26 protein-coding genes and 1 riboswitch are annotated in these 22,973 nt (G+C 37.8%); of the genes, 13 read left to right on the top strand and 13 right to left on the bottom strand.

Features of this window, described 5'->3' with window-relative positions:
- Positions 1-172: 172 nt before the first annotated feature.
- Positions 173-655 carry a helix-turn-helix domain-containing protein gene (locus tag ACH8JV_RS12300; protein ID WP_000870671.1) on the top strand — a complete coding sequence of 161 codons (483 nt, stop codon included), beginning with the start codon at positions 173-175 and terminating at the stop codon, positions 653-655.
- On the opposite strand, the gene ACH8JV_RS12305 is transcribed toward ACH8JV_RS12300, so the two are convergent.
- Positions 652-2,055, bottom strand: a complete 1,404-nt coding sequence (locus ACH8JV_RS12305) for a PLP-dependent aminotransferase family protein (protein ID WP_396521516.1) — start codon at positions 2,053-2,055, stop codon at positions 652-654. The genes ACH8JV_RS12300 and ACH8JV_RS12305 overlap by 4 nt on opposite strands.
- A gap of 122 nt (positions 2,056-2,177) precedes the next feature.
- Here ACH8JV_RS12305 and ACH8JV_RS12310 point away from each other — a divergent pair, with 122 nt between their 5' ends.
- Complete coding sequence (locus tag ACH8JV_RS12310; protein ID WP_396521518.1) at positions 2,178-3,041, top strand: DMT family transporter; 864 nt, start codon at positions 2,178-2,180, stop codon at positions 3,039-3,041.
- 4 nt (positions 3,042-3,045) lie between these two features.
- On the opposite strand, the gene ACH8JV_RS12315 is transcribed toward ACH8JV_RS12310, so the two are convergent.
- From ACH8JV_RS12315 to tusD, 4 genes are read right to left on the bottom strand one after another with little or no spacing between them, the layout of a single operon-like run.
- A complete protein-coding gene (locus ACH8JV_RS12315) occupies positions 3,046-3,357 on the bottom strand; it encodes a TusE/DsrC/DsvC family sulfur relay protein (protein WP_001047539.1) in 312 nt (103 codons plus the stop codon).
- Between the two features lie 19 nt (positions 3,358-3,376).
- Positions 3,377-3,661 (bottom strand): DsrH like protein, encoded by a 285-nt coding sequence (locus tag ACH8JV_RS12320; protein WP_174744930.1) that lies wholly within the window; start codon positions 3,659-3,661, stop codon positions 3,377-3,379.
- A 17-nt stretch (positions 3,662-3,678) separates the two neighbouring features.
- Entirely contained in the window at positions 3,679-4,029 is a 351-nt protein-coding gene (locus tag ACH8JV_RS12325; RefSeq protein ID WP_032048183.1) for a hypothetical protein, read from the bottom strand.
- A gap of 44 nt (positions 4,030-4,073) precedes the next feature.
- Positions 4,074-4,442 carry a sulfurtransferase complex subunit TusD gene (tusD, locus tag ACH8JV_RS12330; protein WP_396521520.1) on the bottom strand — a complete coding sequence of 123 codons (369 nt, stop codon included), beginning with the start codon at positions 4,440-4,442 and terminating at the stop codon, positions 4,074-4,076.
- 65 nt (positions 4,443-4,507) lie between these two features.
- On the opposite strand from tusD, the gene galE reads away from it, so the two are divergent.
- Both galE and fumC read left to right on the top strand, forming a co-directional pair.
- Positions 4,508-5,515, top strand: a complete 1,008-nt coding sequence (galE, locus tag ACH8JV_RS12335) for a UDP-glucose 4-epimerase GalE (RefSeq protein ID WP_022575597.1) — start codon at positions 4,508-4,510, stop codon at positions 5,513-5,515.
- Positions 5,516-5,629: 114 nt separating this feature from the next.
- On the top strand, positions 5,630-7,024 hold the full coding sequence (fumC, locus tag ACH8JV_RS12340; protein ID WP_396521522.1) for a class II fumarate hydratase: 1,395 nt from the start codon (positions 5,630-5,632) through the stop codon (positions 7,022-7,024).
- Between the two features lie 126 nt (positions 7,025-7,150).
- Here the strand turns inward: fumC and ACH8JV_RS12345 are convergent, their stop codons facing one another.
- Together ACH8JV_RS12345 and ACH8JV_RS12350 are read right to left on the bottom strand one after the other, a co-directional pair.
- Positions 7,151-7,447: a hypothetical protein gene (locus ACH8JV_RS12345; RefSeq protein WP_396521524.1), complete on the bottom strand. Its 297-nt coding sequence runs from the start codon at positions 7,445-7,447 to the stop codon at positions 7,151-7,153.
- Positions 7,448-7,627: 180 nt separating this feature from the next.
- Positions 7,628-8,089, bottom strand: coding sequence for a hypothetical protein (locus ACH8JV_RS12350; protein ID WP_396521526.1), 462 nt, complete (start codon positions 8,087-8,089; stop codon positions 7,628-7,630).
- Positions 8,090-8,401: 312 nt separating this feature from the next.
- Here ACH8JV_RS12350 and ACH8JV_RS12355 point away from each other — a divergent pair, with 312 nt between their 5' ends.
- Together ACH8JV_RS12355 and ACH8JV_RS12360 are read left to right on the top strand one after the other, a co-directional pair.
- Positions 8,402-8,893, top strand: a complete 492-nt coding sequence (locus tag ACH8JV_RS12355; protein ID WP_263613905.1) for a hypothetical protein — start codon at positions 8,402-8,404, stop codon at positions 8,891-8,893.
- Positions 8,894-9,039: 146 nt separating this feature from the next.
- Positions 9,040-9,128: riboswitch (glycine riboswitch) on the top strand.
- A gap of 176 nt (positions 9,129-9,304) precedes the next feature.
- Complete coding sequence (locus ACH8JV_RS12360) at positions 9,305-10,549, top strand: D-amino acid dehydrogenase (RefSeq protein ID WP_396521528.1); 1,245 nt, start codon at positions 9,305-9,307, stop codon at positions 10,547-10,549.
- Positions 10,550-10,596: 47 nt separating this feature from the next.
- Here the strand turns inward: ACH8JV_RS12360 and ACH8JV_RS12365 are convergent, their stop codons facing one another.
- A complete protein-coding gene (locus tag ACH8JV_RS12365; protein WP_396463118.1) occupies positions 10,597-11,241 on the bottom strand; it encodes a hypothetical protein in 645 nt (214 codons plus the stop codon).
- Positions 11,242-11,341: 100 nt separating this feature from the next.
- On the opposite strand from ACH8JV_RS12365, the gene ispF reads away from it, so the two are divergent.
- Entirely contained in the window at positions 11,342-11,824 is a 483-nt protein-coding gene (gene ispF, locus ACH8JV_RS12370) for a 2-C-methyl-D-erythritol 2,4-cyclodiphosphate synthase (protein ID WP_004701182.1), read from the top strand.
- Here ispF and ACH8JV_RS12375 read toward each other — a convergent pair.
- The 5 genes from ACH8JV_RS12375 to glnL all read right to left on the bottom strand — a co-directional run bounded on the left by ACH8JV_RS12375 (position 11,821) and on the right by glnL (position 17,090).
- Positions 11,821-12,345 carry a protein tyrosine phosphatase family protein gene (locus ACH8JV_RS12375; RefSeq protein ID WP_396521530.1) on the bottom strand — a complete coding sequence of 175 codons (525 nt, stop codon included), beginning with the start codon at positions 12,343-12,345 and terminating at the stop codon, positions 11,821-11,823. The genes ispF and ACH8JV_RS12375 overlap by 4 nt on opposite strands.
- 191 nt (positions 12,346-12,536) lie before the next feature.
- Positions 12,537-13,457, bottom strand: a complete 921-nt coding sequence (argF, locus tag ACH8JV_RS12380) for an ornithine carbamoyltransferase (RefSeq protein ID WP_002049620.1) — start codon at positions 13,455-13,457, stop codon at positions 12,537-12,539.
- A gap of 113 nt (positions 13,458-13,570) precedes the next feature.
- Positions 13,571-14,224, bottom strand: a complete 654-nt coding sequence (locus ACH8JV_RS12385; protein ID WP_174735374.1) for a TetR/AcrR family transcriptional regulator — start codon at positions 14,222-14,224, stop codon at positions 13,571-13,573.
- A 276-nt stretch (positions 14,225-14,500) separates the two neighbouring features.
- Complete coding sequence (glnG, locus tag ACH8JV_RS12390; protein WP_004708399.1) at positions 14,501-15,994, bottom strand: nitrogen regulation protein NR(I); 1,494 nt, start codon at positions 15,992-15,994, stop codon at positions 14,501-14,503.
- Positions 15,981-17,090: a nitrogen regulation protein NR(II) gene (gene glnL, locus ACH8JV_RS12395; RefSeq protein WP_002049598.1), complete on the bottom strand. Its 1,110-nt coding sequence runs from the start codon at positions 17,088-17,090 to the stop codon at positions 15,981-15,983. The genes glnG and glnL overlap by 14 nt, the downstream gene beginning before the upstream one ends.
- A gap of 341 nt (positions 17,091-17,431) precedes the next feature.
- On the opposite strand from glnL, the gene rimO reads away from it, so the two are divergent.
- The 6 genes from rimO (at position 17,432) to ispC (ending at position 22,973) form a co-directional block, all read left to right on the top strand.
- On the top strand, positions 17,432-18,775 hold the full coding sequence (rimO, locus tag ACH8JV_RS12400; protein ID WP_396521533.1) for a 30S ribosomal protein S12 methylthiotransferase RimO: 1,344 nt from the start codon (positions 17,432-17,434) through the stop codon (positions 18,773-18,775).
- A gap of 51 nt (positions 18,776-18,826) precedes the next feature.
- Positions 18,827-19,555, top strand: a complete 729-nt coding sequence (gene pyrH / locus ACH8JV_RS12405; protein ID WP_000852257.1) for a UMP kinase — start codon at positions 18,827-18,829, stop codon at positions 19,553-19,555.
- 85 nt (positions 19,556-19,640) lie between these two features.
- Entirely contained in the window at positions 19,641-20,195 is a 555-nt protein-coding gene (gene frr / locus ACH8JV_RS12410) for a ribosome recycling factor (protein ID WP_002049637.1), read from the top strand.
- A gap of 4 nt (positions 20,196-20,199) precedes the next feature.
- Complete coding sequence (gene uppS, locus ACH8JV_RS12415; protein WP_396521535.1) at positions 20,200-20,952, top strand: polyprenyl diphosphate synthase; 753 nt, start codon at positions 20,200-20,202, stop codon at positions 20,950-20,952.
- A complete protein-coding gene (locus ACH8JV_RS12420; protein WP_304400411.1) occupies positions 20,952-21,776 on the top strand; it encodes a phosphatidate cytidylyltransferase in 825 nt (274 codons plus the stop codon). Before uppS ends, ACH8JV_RS12420 begins: the two co-directional genes overlap by 1 nt.
- Entirely contained in the window at positions 21,777-22,973 is a 1,197-nt protein-coding gene (ispC, locus tag ACH8JV_RS12425; RefSeq protein ID WP_396521537.1) for a 1-deoxy-D-xylulose-5-phosphate reductoisomerase, read from the top strand.

Genomic DNA, 22,973 nt, shown 5'->3' on the forward strand with positions numbered 1-22,973 from the left:
ATAAGTTAATCATATTTTATAAGTATTTCTATTCATGGTTATTTAAAAAATAGGCGTCATAAGTACATTAAAAACTTATTTTTAAGCTGAATATTGCATATAACATATTAAGTGGTTTAGGGTATAAATAATAAGGCAAGTAGGCCAGTTCTATATTGAGGTAAGCATAAAGATGAAATGGGATGACATCGGTGATCAGCCTTGTTCTGTTGCCCGTATGCTATCAGTAATTGGTGATCGGTGGACGATGCTAATATTACGTAATGCTTTTATGGGAATTCGCCGTTTTGATGATTTTCAAAAATCACTAGGTGTCACTCGTCATGTGCTGTCGGATCGTTTAAAGCGTTTGGTTGAATACGAAATTTTAGTCAAAGCTCCTTATTTTGACCGTCAGGAACGTTTTGAATATCGTCTCACTGATAAAGGGTTTGAGCTTTATCCAATTATATTATCTATGGCGAATTGGGCAGATAAATGGATGGATCAAGGTTTAGGTAAACCTTTGGAATATCGTCATAAAGCTTGTGGTCATAAATTTGAACCAGTCATGGTATGTTCAGTCTGCCGTGAACCTTTACATGCAAAACAAGTTCAAGTTTCGGCTGGACCAGGCTACTTTGCTTATATGGAACAAAAGCAAAAACAGGCTTAAAGTTCTTTGTTTAAAGACTCTTGTTGAAGTGCTTCTGTAAGAGTCTTATAAATATAATCATGGTTTGACTGGGTAATATTAAAACGAATAAATTGGCCTGCCAATTTTGATCGGCTAAAGGCATTACCCGGAGCAAGAATCACTTCTCGATTCAGGCAAAACTGAGCAATCTTTGCTGCATCTATTCCTTCGGGTAAACGACACCACACAAAAATTCCAGCCTTTGGTTCAATCCACGGTTCTATTCCAATCGATTTAAGCTTTGCTATTGTTTCTTGCATGGCTTGAGCTAAACGAACTTTTAACACATCTAGATGCTTACGGTATGAACCATCGGTTAAAGCTGTATGTAATATTTTGGCTGAGAGTCCATTGTGAGAAAAGCTGGTAGCAATTTTTAAATCGGTAATTTGATCTATCCATTCTGGTTTCGCAATAATGTAGCCGCAGCGAATAGAGGCAGAGAGCGTTTTAGAGAAACTTCCAATAAAAATCACGCGTGAAAGGTTGTCTAGGGCCGCAAGCCGTGGCGCTGAAGTATGTTCAAAATCTGAAAATATATCGTCTTCAATCACAATCAAATTAGACTGCTCAATGAGTTTTAATAATTGATGAGCGATCGAAAGTGAGAGTGTTGCACCAGTTGGGTTGTGTATTCCAGAGTTTGTAATATAAAGCCGCGGATTATAGGTCTCAATTGCTTCTTTAAATGCCTCTAGGTCTGGTCCGTTTGGTGTATAGGGAATGCCAATAACTTTAACTTGATGAACTTTAAGTAGAGCATGAAAATTAAAGTAGCAGGGGTCATCAATCAGAACTACATCATCTGGTTTAAGTAAGAAACGACAAACCAGATCAATTGCTTGAGTACCAGAATCGGTTAAAAGAACTTGGTTCAAGTTTGCTTCTATACCTTTACTTTGTGCTCGTCTAGCGAGTAAATCTCTTAATGCTGGCAGTCCTAAAGGTGACGAATAGCCCATTAAGTTATCATCTTCGTTACGGATCGCAGATCTTAACGCTTTGCGGATACTTTCAAGCGGCATCCAGTCATTTGGTAACCAGCCACAACCGGGTTTAAAAGCATCAGGTTTTGCTTCCAATGACTGACGTGAAATCCATAATGGATCGATAGAGCGATCTAATTTAGGGCCTAATTCACTCAAAGCTAAAGGGGCAAGCGGCCCCACAACATAAAAACCGGAGCCACTACGAGATTCAATTTTACCTACAGCAATTAACCGTTCATAAGCTTCAACAATAGTAGAAACTGAAAAACCTAAATCGTTTGCTAGCTTGCGTACAGAAGGTAAACGGGAGCCTGGTGTTAAAGAACGATTTTTAATTTGTTGTTCAATCTGTGAAATAACAAACTCGATTTTTGTTTTTGACTGGTTCACGTTAATTATCTCTAACTGTACTGCTTATTTATACATAACAGTTTTTTAAAATTGTACTGCTTTGTATCTGGTTTTAACACCATATCACAGCTTAAATTCTTCGTATAGTTGCGGAGAATAATATGCAAAAGTTTATGAATGGTTGGGTGAACGGTTTTATAGGGGTTGCAATTTTTGCAGGTTCACTGCCTGCTACCCGTGTTGCGGTCACTGGTTTTGATCCTGGTTTTCTAACGGCGGCAAGAGCAGTTATTGCGGGCGTTTTAGGTTTAACTCTTATCTTTTTGCTTAAAGAAAAAAGACCAGCTAAGCAAGATTGGTGGCCACTCGCAATAGTTGCTTTAGGTGTTGTGGTGGGTTTTCCATTATTTACGGCGCTTGCTTTGCAATATATGAATGCAGCACATTCAATTGTCTTTGTGAGTCTTTTGCCGCTCGCTACTGCTATATTCGCTGTTGTAAGAGGTGGAGAAAAGCCAAATCTATTTTTTTGGATATTTGCAATTTTAGGCAGTTTGGTTGTCTTTACCTACATGTTCTTTTTGTCGGGTGAAGCATCTTTTGGCATCGGCGATTTATATATGTTGATTGCAATTATTCTATGTGGATTTGGCTATGCAGAAGGTGGAGTACTTTCGAAAAAAATAGGTGGATGGCAGGTGATCTGTTGGGCGCTTATTTTAGCTTTACCGATTATGCTGTTTGCTACTATTTTTTACATGCCTGTTTCTTTCCAAGATGTATCTATATCAGCAATAGCAGGACTGGTTTACGTATCTTTATTTAGTATGCTTATAGGGTTCTTTTTCTGGTACAAAGGTCTTGCTCAAGGCGGTATTGCTGCAATTAGCCAGCTACAACTTTTACAACCATTAATGGGACTCGCGATCGCCGCACTTTTATTACATGAACATGTAAGTTGGTCGATGTTAATGGTAACGGCAGTAACAATTTTATCTGTCGCTGCCGCTAAAAAGTTCGCATAAAAATTTATAAACAATTTGCTGGTTTAGGAATGCCTGCCAAACGACTGAGATGGCGTGCAACTAAACCAGTATTAAATTTTTGCTGTAAAACAGCATTATTGATATCAGGACTGACGGTTTTCATTAAAAACTTAATCAGAGGGCGTGTTGCAGGAGAGTGCCCAAATTGTTGATAAAATTGGCGAACCGCAGCTAAAACTTCAAAATGCCAATCTGTTAATTCAAGATCGAGAGATTTGGCGAGTTCCTGTGCGACTTCGGGATTCCAAATCGTATAGTCGACTAAATGACCATCTTGATCTAATTCTAAATTCATAAAAATGAGCCTAACACTATTATTTCAAAGAAATGCATCGATTAAATTGTAAAACCAGATCTGCAAACTGGTCATAGTTTAATACCTTAACGTGAGCCAAGGTTTCTGCATCAATTAAATCTTTTTCATGAGCCAAACAAGAAACTGAGCCAAACTGCTGACAAATGTCTACGGAAAGCTGTGCGGTTGAATCGCCCATAAAAACAATCTGATCGTCTTGATGAAAAAGCTTTTCAAGTTCTTCAATAATACGAGGGGTATGGTGATAAGAAGCTTGCACCAGATAAAGTGTTGATTGCGTCATTAAATTTACACCTTTATCTACCAATATAAGACATGATCGAAAGATTGAATGAGTTCAGTATCTAACTGAACAAACTCTAGCTCCTGCTCACTGTTTTGAACAAAAGGATGCTGTTTATTTTTGATCTCAACAAGAATTGGACTTAAGTCATAAAACTCAAAGCTATCCACCATGTTTGAAGCAATTTTAAAAGCATGCTGCAACTGGTCAAAGTTATGTTCATTTTGTAAGAGGCTAAGAGCTGCATCTTTCAATAATACTTTGACTGGTGAGCCAAAGGTTGCTAAAACCATAGTAGCGGCGAGGCTTTCATTGACTTGTAGGCTGGTTAGATTGGCTTGGGTCAAAATAACGAGTACAGTTTTCACACAATATACCTTTTAAAAGCAACAATCTAAGTTAACAAAGTAACTTAGAATTGAAGAAGACGAGAGGCTGACTGTACTGCATCAGCAAGTTCACCTAGTCCAACCAACTCAAAGTTGCTCGCTAGGTTGTGATGACTAAGTTGATGGCGACTCGCATTTTCTGCATCGGTAATCCCGCGTGCAAGAGCAGCGCTAACGCAAACAGGAAGTCGGATCGCGAGCTTTTGCCATTCATGCGTTAAATTACGCTGGTCGTCAGGAACCCACTGAAAGTCATTCGCAACTTGAACGCCATCTTGGTAAAAGAATACACGAAAGTCTTCATTTTTACTTTTGAGTGCCTGAGCAAGGCCCAGTGCATGCCAAGCATCGATTGAAGTAGGAGCAGAGGTTATTAGTAGTAATGTACTCATTGAGAATTCACTATGGTCATACGTCTAAATGGGCGTAGATACATTAAGAGAAAGGTAAGTATACAATGATTTTAGTGACAGGTGGTTTAGGCTTTATCGGTTCACACATTGCATTGAGTCTGTTGGCTCAAGGCCAAGAAGTGGTTATTGTCGATAATTTGGCTAACTCGACCTTGCAAACGCTTGAGCGGTTAGAATACATCTCTGGTATGTACGTTCCGTTTGTTAAACTTGATGTACGTAATACACCTGCATTGAACAAAGTATTTGAACAGTACTCAATCGATGCAGTCATTCACACAGCTGGTTTTAAATCTATTGAAGAGTCTAATTTAAAACCGCTCGAATATTACAACGATAATGTCAGTTGCATTATGAGCCTATTGCGTGCGATGCAACGTACAGGTGTTCGTCATTTCATTCATTTATCTAGCTTGGCAGTCTATGGAAAATCTGGTTTGCAGTTAAGCGAAACAGAAGATTTCAACTACGGTTATCCTAATCCATATATCAAATCTCAACAGATGATTGAAGAAATCATTAGAGATACTCATAAAATTGATCATGAATGGAAAATTGCGATCTTACGCCTATCAAATATTGTAGGTGCCTTTGAGCATGGTGTATTAGGTGAGTATGTTGCGCAGCTCCCTAAAAATATTGTACCGCTTGCACTGCAAGTGGCAGCGATGCAGCGTGATTTAATTGAATTACAAGATCAGGTTTCGACCGAAGACCATACCGTGGAACGTAGCTTTCTACATGTGTTAGATGTATGTGACGCGGTAAGTGCAACTCTACTATGGCTACGTGATCAAACCCATTGCTGTGAAGCATTTAATATTGCACATGACCAAGTACATTCAATTCGTCAGTTATTGGATGAAATTTCACAAGTGACCCAAGCTGAAATTCCGACACAATCGGCAATTTATAAGCATGAAGAGTTGGCTCAACTTGGTGCAAATATAGGAAAAGCAAAAACTTTATTACAGTGGGATCCAAAACGAACTTTAAAGCAAATGATTGAAGATGAGTGGAGATTCTATCAAAATACATTAAATGGAAGATGAGATAATGATTCTTATTTACAATAATGGAATGCTTGAGTACGATACTAAAATTAACTAGCCAAAGCAAAAATTGCTTCAGCCCGTGAGTTCTTTAACCAGATAACCGAGGTTTCTATGCAAACACGAATTGAACATGACACTATGGGTGAAATTGAAGTTCCAAATGAAGCACTGTGGGGAGCACAAACCCAACGTAGCTTACAGAACTTCAAAATCGGGCAGGAGCGTTTACCCCGTGCCATGATTCGAGCGATGGGATTGGTAAAAAAAGCAGCAGCAATGACCAATGCCGAGTTAGGACAGTTACCACAAGATTTAAGTCAATACATTGTGGGAGCTGCCGAAGAAGTGATTGCAGGAAAATGGGATTCACAGTTCCCACTCGTAGTTTGGCAAACAGGTTCTGGTACGCAAAGCAACATGAACTGTAATGAAGTGATTGCCAATATTGCCAACCAAAAATTAGGCGAAGCACTGGGTGCACAAAAACCAGTACATCCAAATGATCATGTCAATCGTGCACAATCTACTAATGACTCATTTCCAACGGCTATTCATGTTGCGGCAAGTTTGCAAATCAATGAATTACTGATTCCAGCTGTGGAACAGCTTAAAGCGACTTTGCAGAAGAAGTCCGATGAATTTCAAGATATTGTTAAAATTGGCCGTACTCATTTGCAAGATGCCACACCATTAACCTTAGGCCAAGAATTTAGCGGTTATGTTTCTCAGCTTGAGCATGGTTTAGTGCGCTTACAACAAGCCTTAACTGGTTTGTATGAGTTGCCATTGGGTGGTACAGCAGTAGGAACTGGGTTAAATGCTCATCCTGACTATGCTGTTAAGGCCGCAGCTCAGCTTGCAACTTTAACAGGTTTGCCATTTGTTACCGCTCCTAATAAATTTGAAGCACTTGCAGGGCGTGACGCTGCTGTTTTTGCATCAGGCGCATTAAAAACTTTAGCAGTAAGCTTAAATAAGATTGCTAACGATATTCGTTGGTTGGCAAGTGGCCCACGCTGTGGTTTTGGTGAAATTCGCATTCCTGAAAATGAACCAGGCTCAAGTATTATGCCGGGTAAAGTGAACCCAACTCAAAGTGAAGCAATGACTATGGTGGTTGCACAAGTGCTTGGCAACGATACCACTATTAATGTCGCTGGTGCTTCGGGTAACTTCGAGTTAAACGTATTTATGCCAGTGATTGCTTATAATTTATTGCAATCTATTCAGCTTCTTGGCGATGCATGCAATAGTTTTAATGATCACTGTGCGGTTGGAATTGAGCCTAATCGCGATAAAATTGATCACTTTTTGCATAACTCTCTCATGTTAGTTACTGCATTGAATCCAGTTATTGGTTATGAAAACTCTGCAAAAGTAGCGAAAACTGCTTATAAAGAGAATAAGACTTTAAAACAAGTGGCTGTTGAGCTAGGTTTAGTAACAGCAGAACAATTTGATGAAGTCGTTAAACCTGAAAAAATGGTTTCGCCAAATAGTAAATAAGCGGTCTATATAGCCATCAGCAGTATCATTTGTACTGAATGTACAGTACTACTGATGGCTATTATGTTTACACCTTAAATCTAGAGTTGTTCACATGTGCTCTAACGTATAGGTCGAAAATAAAAACTACGCTAGTAGATCTTCTATATATTCCCAACCATTTGCTTTCATTTCTTCAAATTTTCTTTTTAGTTCTTCTTTCGTATATTCGTGCGCGTCTTTTGCTAAAAGAACATGATATGAATTAGAGGCTGGATCTATGGTCACCTCTGTAATTTCTATAGGTGCGATTACACCATTTTCGGTCAAACCAAGGTCGGTAAAGCACATTCCTTTTAGTGGAATAACGCTGCATTCATATTCTTTCGAAATAAAGTAATGATTTGAATACGTTGAATAGGTACGTGAAGCGCGGATCTTCATTGATCTCTCCTTTATGTGTAGAGAAGATTTGAATAGTCTGGCTTCTTTTAGCAGTTAAAACTGTTTAATTTTTATTGCTTATTTACTATGAATCTTTGTTATTTAAAGATTTTTAACAATCTATATCAAAACTATTATAGAAGCCCTCGACTAAAAGAAGGCTTCAAAATATATAAAAGCTTATTTTAAAATTTTGTAAACTTTCTCTTTGTATTCATCATTGGAAATAACCCCTTTATCGTATTGTTGTTTTAATGATCTATATTGTTGAATACGAATATCCCTTTTAAGACCTATATCATCATGATTTCTAATATAGTAGAGACTTCGATCATGATTGCTCATATTTACTGTCGGGTCAGGAGAGTGGGAATAGGTATTTTTAGGTTTATCTTCTTGGTATTGCTTGGCAATTTCAAAAAAATCTACTTTTTGCTTGCGTGAATCGGAGTGAAAAGGATTGTGTTGTGATTCGCTAAACTTATGATTTGAATTATTATTTACTTCAAGCATACTTCTATGGCGATTCGATTCTTGTTCATAAAATTCTTGCTTAATTGGGGAAGTCATCGTTTCAGAAAATACAGAAGAAGAAAAAGTAGTAATACTTAAAATTAATAAAATTAACTGTGATCTATTCATTTCTTTGAGAGCCAGATGAAATTGAGTAAATCACTGTATTGTAACATTAAATCTTAATAAGAAGCTGAGTTTTAGTATATTTAATACTCACTCATTTTTTGAGCAATTGATTTATATAAGCGTTGTTTGCAAAGTTTCTTGAATTTAATTTTTCTTATATATCTTAATCAAACCAACTTAGAGTTGAATAAGCTGCCATAATTGTTAAAATGCCCACCTTATCCTGTTTTTGTATTGTTTTTAATTTGCATTTATTTTGCGATATTGAAATTAAATACATAATAAACAGTTGCTTAGCTAAGGATTTTTTGAATGCTCTCGATTTATTTAACAGATACTCAACAACATGTGCAGTTTAATGATTACCCAAGTGATCAGCCTGTTAAATTTCTGTTAAATCTTAAAAAGATTTTTCCAAGTACTGGTGATTTACTATTACCTGTTTTGCCAGAAGATAATGATCTGGAAAACGTAACTTGGGAATCAACAACAAAAGACTTTGAAATTTTCAAAAAATTGTTGGCGGGTTGGGGTGTTATTGAGCTTCGTTTAAATGCAATCACTACATATAAAGATAAAAATTTTGCAAATGAGCTCATTAAACAAGCTCAAGTGAAACGTAAAAAAGTAGCACAAAAAAATCATCAGCTTTCTTTAGTTGCGTTGGATTATATTTTTATGCACGAAATTCATGCATTGATTGATGCTGAATTGGTCACAATTGGTGAGAAGTTTTATTTACCAACATTGCGAGAGCAATGGAAAGGTCTAGTTTCTGACCAAGTGCTCGAAGGAAAGCTCTAATAAATTGCAAAAGGTGAATTTAAATAATTCACCTTTTTTTATAATTAAATCAAATACATTTCTATTTAATTAGATTGCTGTACAAAAGTTTACAAGAAAAGAATGCGTTTTTTTAAAAGTGGCAGATACATTGCTTATATAAATACAAAATTATTGCGGGAGAGAGGTTCTTAGGAACCCGCCGAAGGAGCAACAAGCCCGGAAACTCTCAGGCAAAAGGGACTGTAATAATTAAAAAATCTGGAGAGAAGCTTAAGATTTATAAGATGAAGAATAAAAACTTATAAGTCATAAACTCACCGAAGGGGAAGATCGAAATACTAAAAGGTAGTATTTAGGTCGAAACTCTCAGGTACAAATGACAGATGGGCTGTACTGATGAAATGTTTTTGCATTTCAGAGGAGTCTGTTATGCCACATGTTATTGTGATTGGTGCAGGAATCACCGGGGTTACTTCAGCCTATGAATTATCTCAATTAGGTTACCAAGTCACAGTGATTGATCGCCATCTTTATCCAGCTATGGAAACATCATTTGCAAATGGAGGGCAATTATCTGCTTGTAATGCAGAAGTCTGGAACCAGAAAGCGACCGTTATAAAAGGTTTTAAATGGATGAGGCAAAAAGATGCTCCTCTATTACTTAACCCTTCATTTAGTTTGCACAAATATAGCTGGTTAGTTGAGTTTCTATCTCATATTAAAAACTATGAGGCTAATACCATAGAAACCGTTCGCTTAGCATTGCTCGCGCGTAAGCGCCTGTTTGAAGTCGCTGAAAAAGAGCAGCTTCAATTTGATTTGGAGAAACGCGGTATTCTTCATATGTACCACAGCAAGGCTGATTATGACATTGCTAAACAAGTGAATGACGTCTTAAACAAAGGTACTTTGGAGCGTTATTCAGTTTCACCGGAAGAAATGAAGTCAATCGAGCCATCTTTAACTGGTGATTACTTTGGTGGTTATTACACCCCAAGTGATGCAACTGGAGACATTCATAAGTATTCAACTTCTTTAGCTGAAAAGACTAAACAATATGGGGTGCAGTATAAGTTTGGTTTAGAAGTTACTGATATTAAGTGTCATACAGATAAAATAGTGCTGAATTGTCAGCCAAGTGCTGAACATCCTCATCTTTCTCAATCAGATAGCTTTCAATTAGAAGGTGATGTTCTGGTTGTTTGTGGTGGTGTCGGAAGTTATCAGTTGGCTGATATGGTTGGTGAGCGTGTAAATGTTTATCCAGTTAAAGGCTATTCAATTACTGTCCAATTGAAAGACGAAAAAAGCATTAAAAATGCACCATGGGTGAGTTTACTTGATGAAAGCGCCAAAATTGTAACGTCTCGTTTGGGCCAAGATCGTTTACGTATCGCAGGTACAGCTGAGTTTAACGGCTATAATCGAGACATTCGAGCGGATCGTATTCAACCTCTAGTGAATTGGGTGAACCGTAATTTTGACATTTCAACTGAGCATGTTGTGCCTTGGGCAGGTTTAAGACCAATGATGCCTAATATGTTACCAGTCGTAAAACAGTCTAAGCAGCCACGAGTTTTTTATAATACTGGACATGGTCATTTAGGTTGGACTTTGTCAGCGGCGACAGCTGTTTTGGTGAGTCAAGATATTCTGCAAAAATATCCAACTTAAAAAAGAAAAGCCAGTGTAAATGCACTGGCTTTTTTGTTTTATATCAATTAATCATATAGGCGATAAACACCCGTAAATCGTTCGCAACCTTTCTGCTGGGTTTTCACAACAAGTAAAGCCTTTTGAAAATCAAACTTGTATTTACAGTGATGCTCATTATCTAAAATTTCACTTTTCTGCTCAGGAGAGCTGTAAGCCATCAATGAAATAGTTTGAGCATCTTTTCGGTTATTTGGATTGCGGTATGCTAAGCCTTCAATTTTGATTTTATCTTTAGCAAGTTGATGAATTTGTAAATGAACAGGTTGGGAAGCAATATGTCCGTTTTCAAATTTAAGATAATGCTGCGTTAGGGTTTGTTTAAGTGATGCATAGAAATTTAAGTCATCCCCACGTACATCAAACTGCTGTTGAAAGCATGAATTGGTTTTACATTGTTGTGTATGTCTAAACCACAAAGTCTGTGTATCTTGTAAAAGTTTTAATGGTGCATCTGTGACTAGGTATGCAGACAGATATTTATTGTTGAGTTGCTTACGTGCTTCACTAAAGGTTTTTGAACAGATTTTGAGCTCTGTTTTGGATTTAGAGCAGTCGATAGATTCCGCAAAAACAAGCGATGAGCATAAACAACTCAATGTCACGACAAAACTTAATCTTTTCAATTGATTCATATCAGTATTCGACGGCATGATCGCTTATACTTTCAGTCTACTTTGCTAAGTGTACTATAGCGAAACACAACAGCTGAATACAAGATTTCTTAAGTTTTTATAGAAGGGAAGAGTTGATATGGTTGCTCAAATTCGTATTGGACAAGGAATGGATGTGCATGCCTTTGAAGAGGGTAACTTCGTAACTTTAGCTGGCGTTCAGATTCCACATACGCATGGCTTGAAAGCACATTCTGATGGTGATGTCGTGTTACATGCGTTATGTGATGCTTTACTCGGTGCACTGGCGCTTGGCGATATTGGTCAGCATTTTCCAGATACCGATCCAGAGTTTAAAGGAGCGGATAGCCGTGTACTGCTAAAACACGTTTATCAGTTAATCTTAGATCGTGGTTATCGTTTGAATAATGCCGATATTACGGTAGCTTGTGAACGTCCTAAACTAGCGAAACATAATTTAGAGATGCGACAAAGCATTGCAGATGTTTTGAATGTAGATTTAAATCAAATTAGCATCAAAGCGACCACTACCGAAAAACTCGGGTTTACTGGTCGCCAAGAAGGAATTTTAGCAACAGCAACGGTATTAATCTCTAATTAAACTAAATCATCAGTTTGTTGCAAAGACTGCTGAAGTTCTAAGGTAGCCTTACGGCCTTGTAGCTGTAAGGTAATACTGTGGATCAATCCTGTCCAAGTTTCATTGGGTTCCCATATTTCGTGCAGTAAATCTTGAGAAGTTGGCATGTCCATATTCATATAAAATTGTCTGTAGACATACATAAGACAACTTACACGTTTATTTTTGGCACAATGTAGCCAAACAATTTCATTTTGAACTAAATGATCAATTAAATCTAAAACCAATAAGCATTGGTCAGAAGACGGTGTTTCCCAGTCAATTGGAATATGAATGTAATTTAAACCATGCTCAAGACAAACCTGATCTTCATTTTCAATACAATTCGGTGAGTTTGTCAAAGCTAAATTGATAACGGTACTACAGCCATACTCTTTAATAAGTTTGAGCTGTTCAACGGAAGGTTGTGCTGAACTAAATAAATGTTCATGAATAATTGAAAATGCAGGGATTTGAGATAGTGATTCTTCAAGGGTTGTCATAATCGCACTCTACAAGAGTAGGCTTGGCTTATTGTGTAGAATGTTATACACGATTCTAGAGTGTAGTTGAAATATAGACTGTTTATATATTCAGCAACATCGTGAAAAATTTTAAAAAATAAACAAGAAAAATAAGAGTTATATAGAAATAAAAAAAACAGCACCTTGAAGATGCTGTTTTTATATCGAGATTAAGCTTTTTTCAAATTTTCATTCAATAAAAATTCCATTAAAGCTTTTTGCGCATGGAGACGGTTTTCAGCTTCATCCCATACAACTGAGTTTTTATGATCAAGCATGGTTTCTGAAATTTCTTCACCGCGATGTGCTGGCAAACAATGCATAAACAAACAATCAGGATGTGCAAGGCTCATCAGTTTTTCATTGACTTGAAAAGCTGCAAATGCATTCTTACGTAATTTTTGTTCTTCTTCTTGTCCCATGCTTGCCCATACGTCTGTAACGATAAGGTCAGCATTTACAGCCGCATCTTCAGCATTATCAAAAAGCTCAACACAATGTCCAAACTCTGCTAAAAATTCAGGTTTAGGCTCAAAACCCTTTGGCGAAGCAATTTTTAATTTAAAACCCATTAAATGTGCAGCTTCAATATATGAGTTACACATATTATTGCCATCACCAATCCACGCTACGGTTTTACCTTCGATACTACCGCGATGTTCAATGTAAGTTTGTAAATCTGCGAGTAGCTGACAAGGGTGGTGGTCATCAGTTAGGCCATTAATCACAGGAACTTTTGAGTAAGATGCAAAACGTTCAACAATGTCATGACCAAAAGTACGAATCATCACAATATCAAGCATGCTTGAAATAACGCGTGCTGAGTCTTCAATTGGTTCACCACGGCCTAGCTGTGTATCACGAGGCGATAAAAAGATAGCACTACCACCAAATTGATTAATACCGGCTTCAAAAGAAATACGAGTACGTGTGCTCGATTTTTCAAAAATCATTCCTAATACTTTACCAACAAAAGGTTGATATACCTTATTGCTCTGTTGCATTTTTTTTAGTTCGCTTGCGCGCTGTAAGACGCGGTTGAGTTCTAATGTAGATAGATCACGTAAAGTCAGGAAATGTCTTAAAGCCATGTAGCTACTCCATAATAATTGTCTTTTAAATACAACAATTATCTGTTGTTGGCTGGGTGGATGTGGGAAAAAAGAAGTCTACTATACTATAAGCATTTCAAAATGCAAAAGAATTAGACTTTATGGTGGCCTTTTAAAAAAATATCTACACAATATTCAATATAATCAAAAGCTTCTTTCTCATTTGGTAGGGCAGGCATGCCCATAATCATACGCCATTCAATATCGCGTAAAATCCCAAAATACATGAGTGAAGAATGATAAGGAGAAGGACATGTAATTTCTCCTGATTTATCCGCAAATTCTAATGCTTGAGTAAGTGTGTTTTGTAGATTATGTACCCATTTGTCATATAGGTATTGTATGAGGACCGTATTACATTCGGTCTGTTCGATAATAAGTCTTAAAAACGCAATATGTTCAGGTTGAATAATATGAACATAAACACGATTAAGTGTTTGAACTAGGTACTCTCTTAAAGTACTTTTCTCTGGCTGAAATGGAATACAAACATCTTTAAAGAACATTTCACGTTTATAGTCACAAATAGCGGTAAAAAGTCCTTCTTTATTACCAAAATATTTATAAATAGAGGCCTTGGAGCCGCCTGCATGATTGACGATGTCATCTAAAGAAACAGCATCATATCCTTTTTCCAAAAACAGCTCGGTTGCGCTTAACAATAGTGCTAAACGACGTTCGATACCACGGCGTGTTTGAGGTTTATCACATATAGGATGATGTGACTCGAGGACTGGATCATGCATAAAATTTAATAACGACGATTAAGACTGCTTATCTAGTATAGCAAAACTATCTTTAACGATGGTCATCGCTATATTTTTAGGTCATTGGGTAAACAGTAAAGTAAATGTAAGAATGAAAAAATATATTAAAATATAAATGGTTATGTTTTATTTTTGAGATTTCTAATGATGTAACTGTATGTTCACATTTTAGTTTAACCATGTCTTTTCAATGTAAATCAAGATAAAGAAAAAGCGACTAATGGATTTAGTCGCTTTTTCTTTTACGAATGATTATTAAGCTTCAGACAAAGTTACTTTGTGTTCATCCTCATCATCGTCATCAGCAGAATCCATGCCTAGTTCTTTTAACTTTCGGGTTAGGGTGTTGCGACCCCAACCTAATAGCTCGGCTGCATGACGTTTGCGTCCACGAGTTTGCTGTAGTGCAGCATTAATTAAAGTGCGCTCAAACATTGGTGTAGCAATATCCAAAATCTTCATTTCACCATTTTTGAGTTTTTGAATTGCCCATTGACTTAGTAGCTCATCCCAATGATGTAAAGAAATACGCTCAAAAGATGGAGCAGGTTGGCTAGCTTCACTATTTTTTTGGAGTGGAACTTGTTTAAGTTCTGAAGGTAAATCTTCTGGGTAAACCTCACGGCCAGTAATCATGACGGTTAACCAGCGGCAGGTATTTTCAAGCTGACGAACATTACCGGGCCATGGTAATTGCTGCATATAGTCAGTTGTCTCGGTACGTAAAATCTTTGGACTTACGCCTAACTCTTTACCAGCACGAGCCAAGAAATGTTGAGCTAACATCGGAATATCTTCACTTCGATGTGCAAGCTTAGGAATATGAATACGAATTACATTTAGACGGTGGTATAAGTCTTCACGGAAGCGACCTTCATTTACCAATTTTTCTAAATCTTGATGTGTTGCCGCTACGATCCGCACATCAACTTTAACAGGGATATGCCCGCCAACGCGGTAAAACTCACCATCTGCGAGTACACGTAGTAATCGCGTCTGTGTTTCAAATGGCATGTCACCAATTTCATCAAGGAAGAGAGTGCCACCATTGGCTTGTTCAAAGCGACCTTGATGTTGAGTATTCGCGCCAGTAAAAGCACCTTTTTCATGGCCAAATAATTCTGTTTCGATTAAGTCTTTCGGAATTGCTGCCATGTTTAGAGCAATAAATGGTTTGGCTCTGCGTGGTGAATGCTTATGTAAAGCATGTGCAACTAATTCTTTACCTGTTCCTGACTCACCATTAATTAAAACGGTAATATGCGACTGAGATAGGCGGCCAATTGCTCGGAAAACCTCTTGCATAGCTGGAGATTCACCAATAATTTCTGTCGATTGTAGCGGAGAAGCAGTTTTTGTAGCCTCTTGTTGCTGCAATTTATTGATATGTAAAATTGCTCGATTGACTAAAGCTAAAGCTTCATCAATATCAAACGGTTTTGGTAAATACTCAAATGCACCAGTTTGATAGCTAGATACAGCAGACTCTAAGTCCGAATGCGCTGTCATAATGATCACAGGCAAATCGGGATGAGAATTTTTTACTTTAGATAAGAAAGTTAACCCATCAATGCCTGGCATACGGATGTCAGTTAAGATGACATCCGGCGCATCATGATGTAAACGTTCGAGTGCTGTTTGAGCTTCTTCAAAATTGGTGACGTCAAATCCTTCTTCTTTAAAGGTCTTTTCAAGTACCCATCGCATGGCGCGATCGTCATCAATAACCCATATTTTATTTCGCGACACGGTCTGACTCCCAAGGTAAATATAAGCTAAACATTGTTTTTCCAGGAACTGATTGGCATTCAATCATTCCGTTATGTTGATGCATGATGTTCTGTGCAATACTCAGGCCAAGGCCTGTGCCTTTTGCTCGTCCTGTAACCAAAGGATAAAACACAGACTCTAAAATGCTTTCAGGAATACCCGGTCCATTGTCCTCAATATCGACTCGTACCGCAGAGCGATTGAGTACACCATTAATAGTGACTAGACGTTGAATTCGGGTACGTAAAATTAATTCAGGCTCTTGATCTATAAAAAAAGATTTATTTTCTGTGATGGCTTGAATTGCATTCACACTAATATTGAGCATGACTTGGATAAGTTGATCTCGATCGGCTTTTACATCCGGTAAAGATAAATCATAGTCACGCGTAATTTTGATTTTTTTCTTGGTTTGATTTGCGATTAAAGAGCGTACACGTTCCAAAGGTTCATGCACATTTACGTTTTCATAACTCGGCAGTTGTCTTGAACCTAGCATAGTGTCTGCTAAATTGGTGAGACGGTCCACCTCATTAATAATGACATCTGTAAATTCAGCATAACTCTCATCATTTAAACTACGAGCAAGTAACTGAGTTGCACCCCTGATACCAGCCAGAGGATTTTTAATCTCATGAGCCACACCTCTAACCAATTGTCTAGCCACCTGATGTTGTTGAATTAGGTTTTCTTCTTTAGAAATTTTCAACATCCGATCAATTGGATTTAGCTCAATAAGTAAGAGCGGGTGGTAGCTTTTGCCTGCATTTAACTGTGAAACCGTATAATCAACATGTAAGTCTTTAAAGTTGACATTAATTACAGCTTCACGACGTGTATAAGGCTGTCCTGTTTTTAGAGTATTGAGTAACGCTTCATGTGTATTAAAAGTATCATCAGGGGCATGAAGTAAATTTAAAACCGGTTGTCCAGAAGCGCGAAGCAAACTAATGTCAAAAAGTGCTTCACAAGCAGAATTTAAATAAAAAATATTAAAGTTACTATCGATTAGTAAAATCGCAGTAGTTAAGTTGTCTACCAAGAGGCGATAGTCGATAGGTGTGTGTTGATCCATTAGCGAATCGTTCCTGTCTTAAAATGGCGCAATGGCATCTTCATTAGTTATCGGTTTTCACCGTTATAGAACATGCATGATGCAAAATGTACGCCAACTTTGTTTATGGATTATTTTAAGGTTTCAAGCGTAGTTAAAGCGCTCTAAAATCGTTCTTAATATCTTTTGGTCAAAAATATGGATGTATATACCAATAATATCATGATCCAACTTGGTGCAATATTGAGTTTTGGTGCAAATATTGGTTGTATTTTGGTGCATTACACAAAGAGTGGGGTTTCCACCTATGCTTGAGGCGAGAAAAGACATACAATACGCGCATTCAAGTGGAGCGCAGATTCATGAAGACCCCCAAAGTCGGTTTTGTTTCTTTAGGTTGTCCTAAGGCATTGGTAGATTCTGAACGAATTTTAACTCAGTTAAAGACTGAAGGTTATCAAGTTGCATCAGATTATGATGGTGCTGATTTAGTTGTTGTTAATACCTGTGGTTTTATTGAATCTGCAGTACAAGAATCGTTAGATGCAATTGGCGAAGCCATGAGTGAAAATGGCCGAGTTATTGTTACAGGTTGTTTGGGTAAAGACGAAGATAAAATTCGTCAATTGCACCCTAATGTTTTAAAAGTCACTGGTGCAGCAGCTTACCAGGACGTTATGGAAGCTGTACATGAATATGTGCCAGCACCGCCTAAACATAATCCGTTTATTGATCTTGTTCCTGAGCAAGGTATCCGTTTAACACCTAAACATTATGCTTATTTGAAAATATCTGAAGGCTGTAACCATCGTTGTACCTTCTGTATCATCCCAAGCATGCGCGGTGATTTAGTATCACGTCCGGTTGGTAGCGTATTAGAAGAAGCTGCCGCATTAAAACGCGCAGGTGTGAAAGAAATTTTGGTTATTTCACAAGATACTTCAGCTTATGGTGTAGATACTAAATATAAGCTGGACTTCTGGAATGGACAACCTGTAAAAACCAAATTCTTTGACATGTGTGAAGCACTTGGTCAGCTTGGAATCTGGGTTCGTCTACATTATGTATATCCATATCCACATGTTGATGCAGTAATCGATTTGATGGCTCAAGGTAAAATCTTGCCATACCTCGATATTCCTTTCCAACATGCAAGCCCACGTGTTCTTAAATTAATGAAACGTCCGGCGCATAGTGAAAATACTTTAGAAAAAATTAAATTATGGCGTGAAAAATGCCCTGATCTTGTAATCCGTTCTACTTTTGTGGTTGGTTTTCCAGGCGAAACTGAAGAAGACTTCCAGATTTTGCTCGATTGGTTGGTTGAAGCTCAACTTGATCGTGTAGGGTGCTTTACCTATTCACCAGTAGAAGGCGCTACGGCAAATGATTTACCAGATCATGTGCCAGAAGAAATTAAGCAAGAGCGTTACGAGCGCTTTATGCAAGTGCAGCAGCAAATATCTGCTGCCAAATTACAAAAACGTATTGGTCAAACAATGACTGTATTAGTCGATAGTTTGGAAGATGAATATCCTGTTGCTGTTGCACGTTCTTATGCCGATGCTCCGGAAATTGACGGTAATGTCTTTGTAGAAGATATCGATAAGAGCACGATTCAACCAGGCGATATGTTGGAAGTCGAAATTACCGATGCGGATGAATACGACTTATTTGCAAAGTTAATTAAAATTAAATCGGTCTAATCGAATCGCGATTCAAAAAGCATTCAGTTTAAGAGGTCTTGGAGCAAAATCATGGCGGAAACAATCAGCCCCCGTTATTCACGAATTTTATTAAAATTATCTGGTGAAGCTTTATCAGGTAATAAAGATATGGGTATTGATGCTCAAGTTTTAGATCAGATGTCACTTTCTATTGCGCATTTGGTAGGCTTGGGTGTGCAAGTAGGTATCGTTGTGGGTGGCGGTAACTTATATCGTGGTAGCCAGTTACAAAAAGATGGCTTGGTTGGCCGTGTAACAGGTGACCAGATGGGTATGCTTGCAACTGTCATGAATGGTTTGGCAATGCGTGATGCATTGGTGCGTCGAAACATTAGAACTCGTCTTATGTCTGCATTACCAATTGGTACTGTTGTAGAGTCATATTCAAGTCGTGATGCAATCCGTCATTTAAGCCAGGGCGAAGTTTGTGTTTTCGTTGCGGGAACAGGTAATCCATTCTTTACAACTGATACAGCAGCATGTCTACGTGGTATTGAAATTGAAGCAAATTTAATTTTGAAAGCAACCAAAGTAGACGGTGTTTATAATAAAGACCCTAGCAAATACGAAGATGCAGTGAAATACGATCATTTAACCTTTGATCAGGTGTTAGATGAGAAGTTAGGTGTTATGGATTTAACAGCAATTTGCTTATGTCGTGACCACAATGTGCCATTGCAAGTATTTGATATGAATAAATCTGGTGCGCTTTTATCAGTTGTAATGGGTGAAAAAGAGGGTACACGCGTTACTAAATAATGTACGTGTGCTGCAAAGCTCTTTATACTAGCGCTAAATTAAATTTGTTATATACATCCTTGAATAAATAAGTAAGGAAGATCATATGATTAACGATCTGAAAAAAGACAGCGAACAGCGTATGATGAAAACTCTTGAGTCTTTGGAACAAGGGTTTGCTAAAGTTCGTACCGGCCGTGCACACCCATCAATTTTAAATGGGGTAATGGTTCCTTACTATGGTTCTGATGTGCCTTTAAACCAAGTAGCGAACGTTGGTGTTGAAGATTCTCGTACGCTTATCGTTCAACCGTTTGAACGTACAATGGTATCTGCTATTGATAAAGCAATTCGTGAAAGTGATTTAGGTTTGAATCCAATTACTGCTGATTCAATCCGTGTACCTTTACCAGCTTTAACTGAAGAAACACGCCGTGATATGCAGAAAGTTGCACGCAGTGAAGCTGAAAATGCAAAAGTTGCTATTCGTAACATTCGTCGTGATGTTTTAGGTGATATCAAAGCATTATTGAAAGAGAAAGAAATCTCTGAAGATGATGAGCGTCGTGCAGGTGATGATATCCAAAAAATCACTGATAAATATGTTGCAGAAGTAGATAAGCGTCTTGCAGCGAAAGAAGCAGAATTGATGAAGGTCTAATTTTATGACCGAATCAGAAGAGTATCATCTTCCTAAGCATGTTGCCATCATTATGGATGGCAACAACCGCTTTGCAAAGAAAAATCAAATGCAAAAAGGTGATGGGCATCGAGAAGGTAAAAATATTCTTGATCCTATTGTTGAACATTGTATAAAAACTAGTGTCCGTGCTTTAACTGTTTTTGCATTTTCGAGTGAAAATTGGAATCGACCACAATATGAAGTCGATCTGCTTATGAAGCTTCTTGAAGAAACCATTCATGAGCAAATACCTCGCATGAAGAAATTCAATATTGCTTTGCGTTTTATAGGGGATCGTTCTAGATTACCTTCACATTTAGTTGCCTTAATGGAAGATGCAGAGCAACAAACAGTACATCATGACACCATGACATTAACCATTGCGATTAGCTATGGTGGTATGTGGGATATTGCAAATGCAGCTAAACAAGTTGCCCAAGCAGTTTCACGTGGTGAAATTGACGCTGATCAAATAAATGTTGATTTGTTCGAAAAATATGTCAGTCTAAACGATCTGCCAGCTGTGGACTTGTTGATCCGTACAGGTGGAGATTTCCGTATATCTAACTTCTTGTTATGGCAAGCAGCTTATGCGGAACTGTATTTTACGGATACTTTGTGGCCGGAATTTACAGTCGAGGAATTCGATCATGCATTGAATGTATTTTCAGGGCGTGAACGTCGTTTCGGTAAAACATCTGAACAAATTCAGCAAGAGAAAATCGAGAATTTATAATGTTAGAGCGGATTGTTACCGCATTGGTACTTGTTGCAGTTGTTTTAGGCTGTATGTTTGCTACGCAATCACATTATCCAATGTTGGTACTTATGATTGTAGCAGCAGCGGTGGCGGGGTATGAGTGGTATAAGTTAATGCCTCATGAAGCTGGCGCCGTAGTAAAGCCTAAAGCATGGGGTTATGGTCTACTAGTTGCCTTTGTTTCAGGCGTTGCCTTATTCTTTCATGACATTGCATTACTGCTATGGTCTGCTTCAATTTTAACTTGGCTCGTTAGTGTTTATTGGGTCAAGTCTTTTCCTGAATTTGATGGGTGGTATAACGCGACCCTTTATGTCATTGGTTTAATTCTTATCTGTGCAGCAGTGACTGCGATATTTGTAGTATGGCAAAGCTCACCATGGTGGTTGATGTATTTGTTCTTGCTTGTATGGGGTGCAGATAGTGGAGCTTACTTTGTAGGTCGTAAATTCGGTAAAAGAAAATTGGCACCTACAGTAAGTCCTAACAAATCAGTAGAAGGTTTATATGGTGGTATTCTCACTACAGTTATTGTCATGCTTGTAGTGCAATATCAATATTTAAATCTAACTTGGGTTCAACAACTTTTATTCCTGATCTTGTCTTTAATCACAGTATTTGGTTCAGTATTAGGTGATTTATTTGAATCAATGATTAAACGCCGTGCTGGTATTAAAGATTCTGGCCGTGTTTTGCCAGGTCATGGTGGTGTACTGGACCGTATTGATTCTTTACTCGCAGCAGCCCCGATTTTTGCAACGGGAATGTATATATTAAAGCTTATTGGTGTAGATTTATAGATGACACAATCTGTTTGCATATTGGGTGTAACCGGTTCTATTGGGCAAAGTACCTTAAAAATTTTAAGTCAACATCCAGATAAGTATTCAGTCTTTGCAGTTTCGGCGCATAGTCGAATTTCTGAACTTGTTGAAATCTGCAAACAGTTCCATCCTAAAGTTGTTGTTGTTCCTGAACACAAAATAGCTGAACTAAAAACATCATTTGTTCAACAAAATATACAGGGTATTGATATTTTAGTTGGACAAGATGGTTTGGTTGATATTGCATCACATGCAGATGTTGATGTTGTGATGGCTGCAATTGTAGGTGCGGCTGGTTTATTACCTACTTTGGCAGCTGTTAAAGCAGGTAAACGAGTATTGCTTGCAAATAAAGAAGCATTAGTTATGTCTGGTGAAATCATGATGCAAGCTGCTCTTGATCATCAGGCATTATTATTACCAGTAGATTCAGAACATAATGCTATTTTTCAGTCATTACCTCATAACTATTTACAAGTCGATAGAACTGGGCAACCGCAATTAGGCGTATCCAAAATACTGCTAACCGCATCTGGTGGTCCCTTTTTAAATCATTCTCTAGAACAGTTGGAACATGTAACCCCCCAACAGGCATGTAAACATCCAAACTGGTCAATGGGGCAAAAAATTTCAGTTGACTCAGCTACTCTTATGAATAAAGGGTTGGAGTTGATAGAAGCGTGTCATTTATTTTCAATATCTGAACATTTTGTTACAGTTGTTGTTCATCCACAAAGTATTATTCACTCTATGGTGCAATATGTTGATGGTTCAACATTAGCACAAATGGGTAATCCTGATATGTGTACGCCGATTGCACATGCATTAGCATGGCCTGAGCGTTTACAAACAAGCGTTCCTGCTTTAGATTTATTTGAGTATTCTCAACTTAATTTTCAGGCGCCAGATACCCAAAAATTTCCTGCATTGATTTTGGCAAGACAAGCAATGCGTGCAGGTGGTTTGGCACCTACCATTTTGAATGCGGCAAATGAAATTGCTGTTGAAGCATTCTTAAAGGAAAGGATTGGATTTACACATATTCCACAAGTGGTAGAGCATACTTTGCAAGATTTAGAGAATGCAGCAGCTGAGAGCATTGAGTGCATTTTAGATAAAGATAAAGTGGCTCGGTCTATAGCTCAGAAATATATATCAAGTATTGGAGGCTGA

This window comes from Acinetobacter sp. ABJ_C5_2 (assembly GCF_044538485.1).
Classification (GTDB): domain Bacteria; phylum Pseudomonadota; class Gammaproteobacteria; order Pseudomonadales; family Moraxellaceae; genus Acinetobacter; species Acinetobacter nosocomialis_A.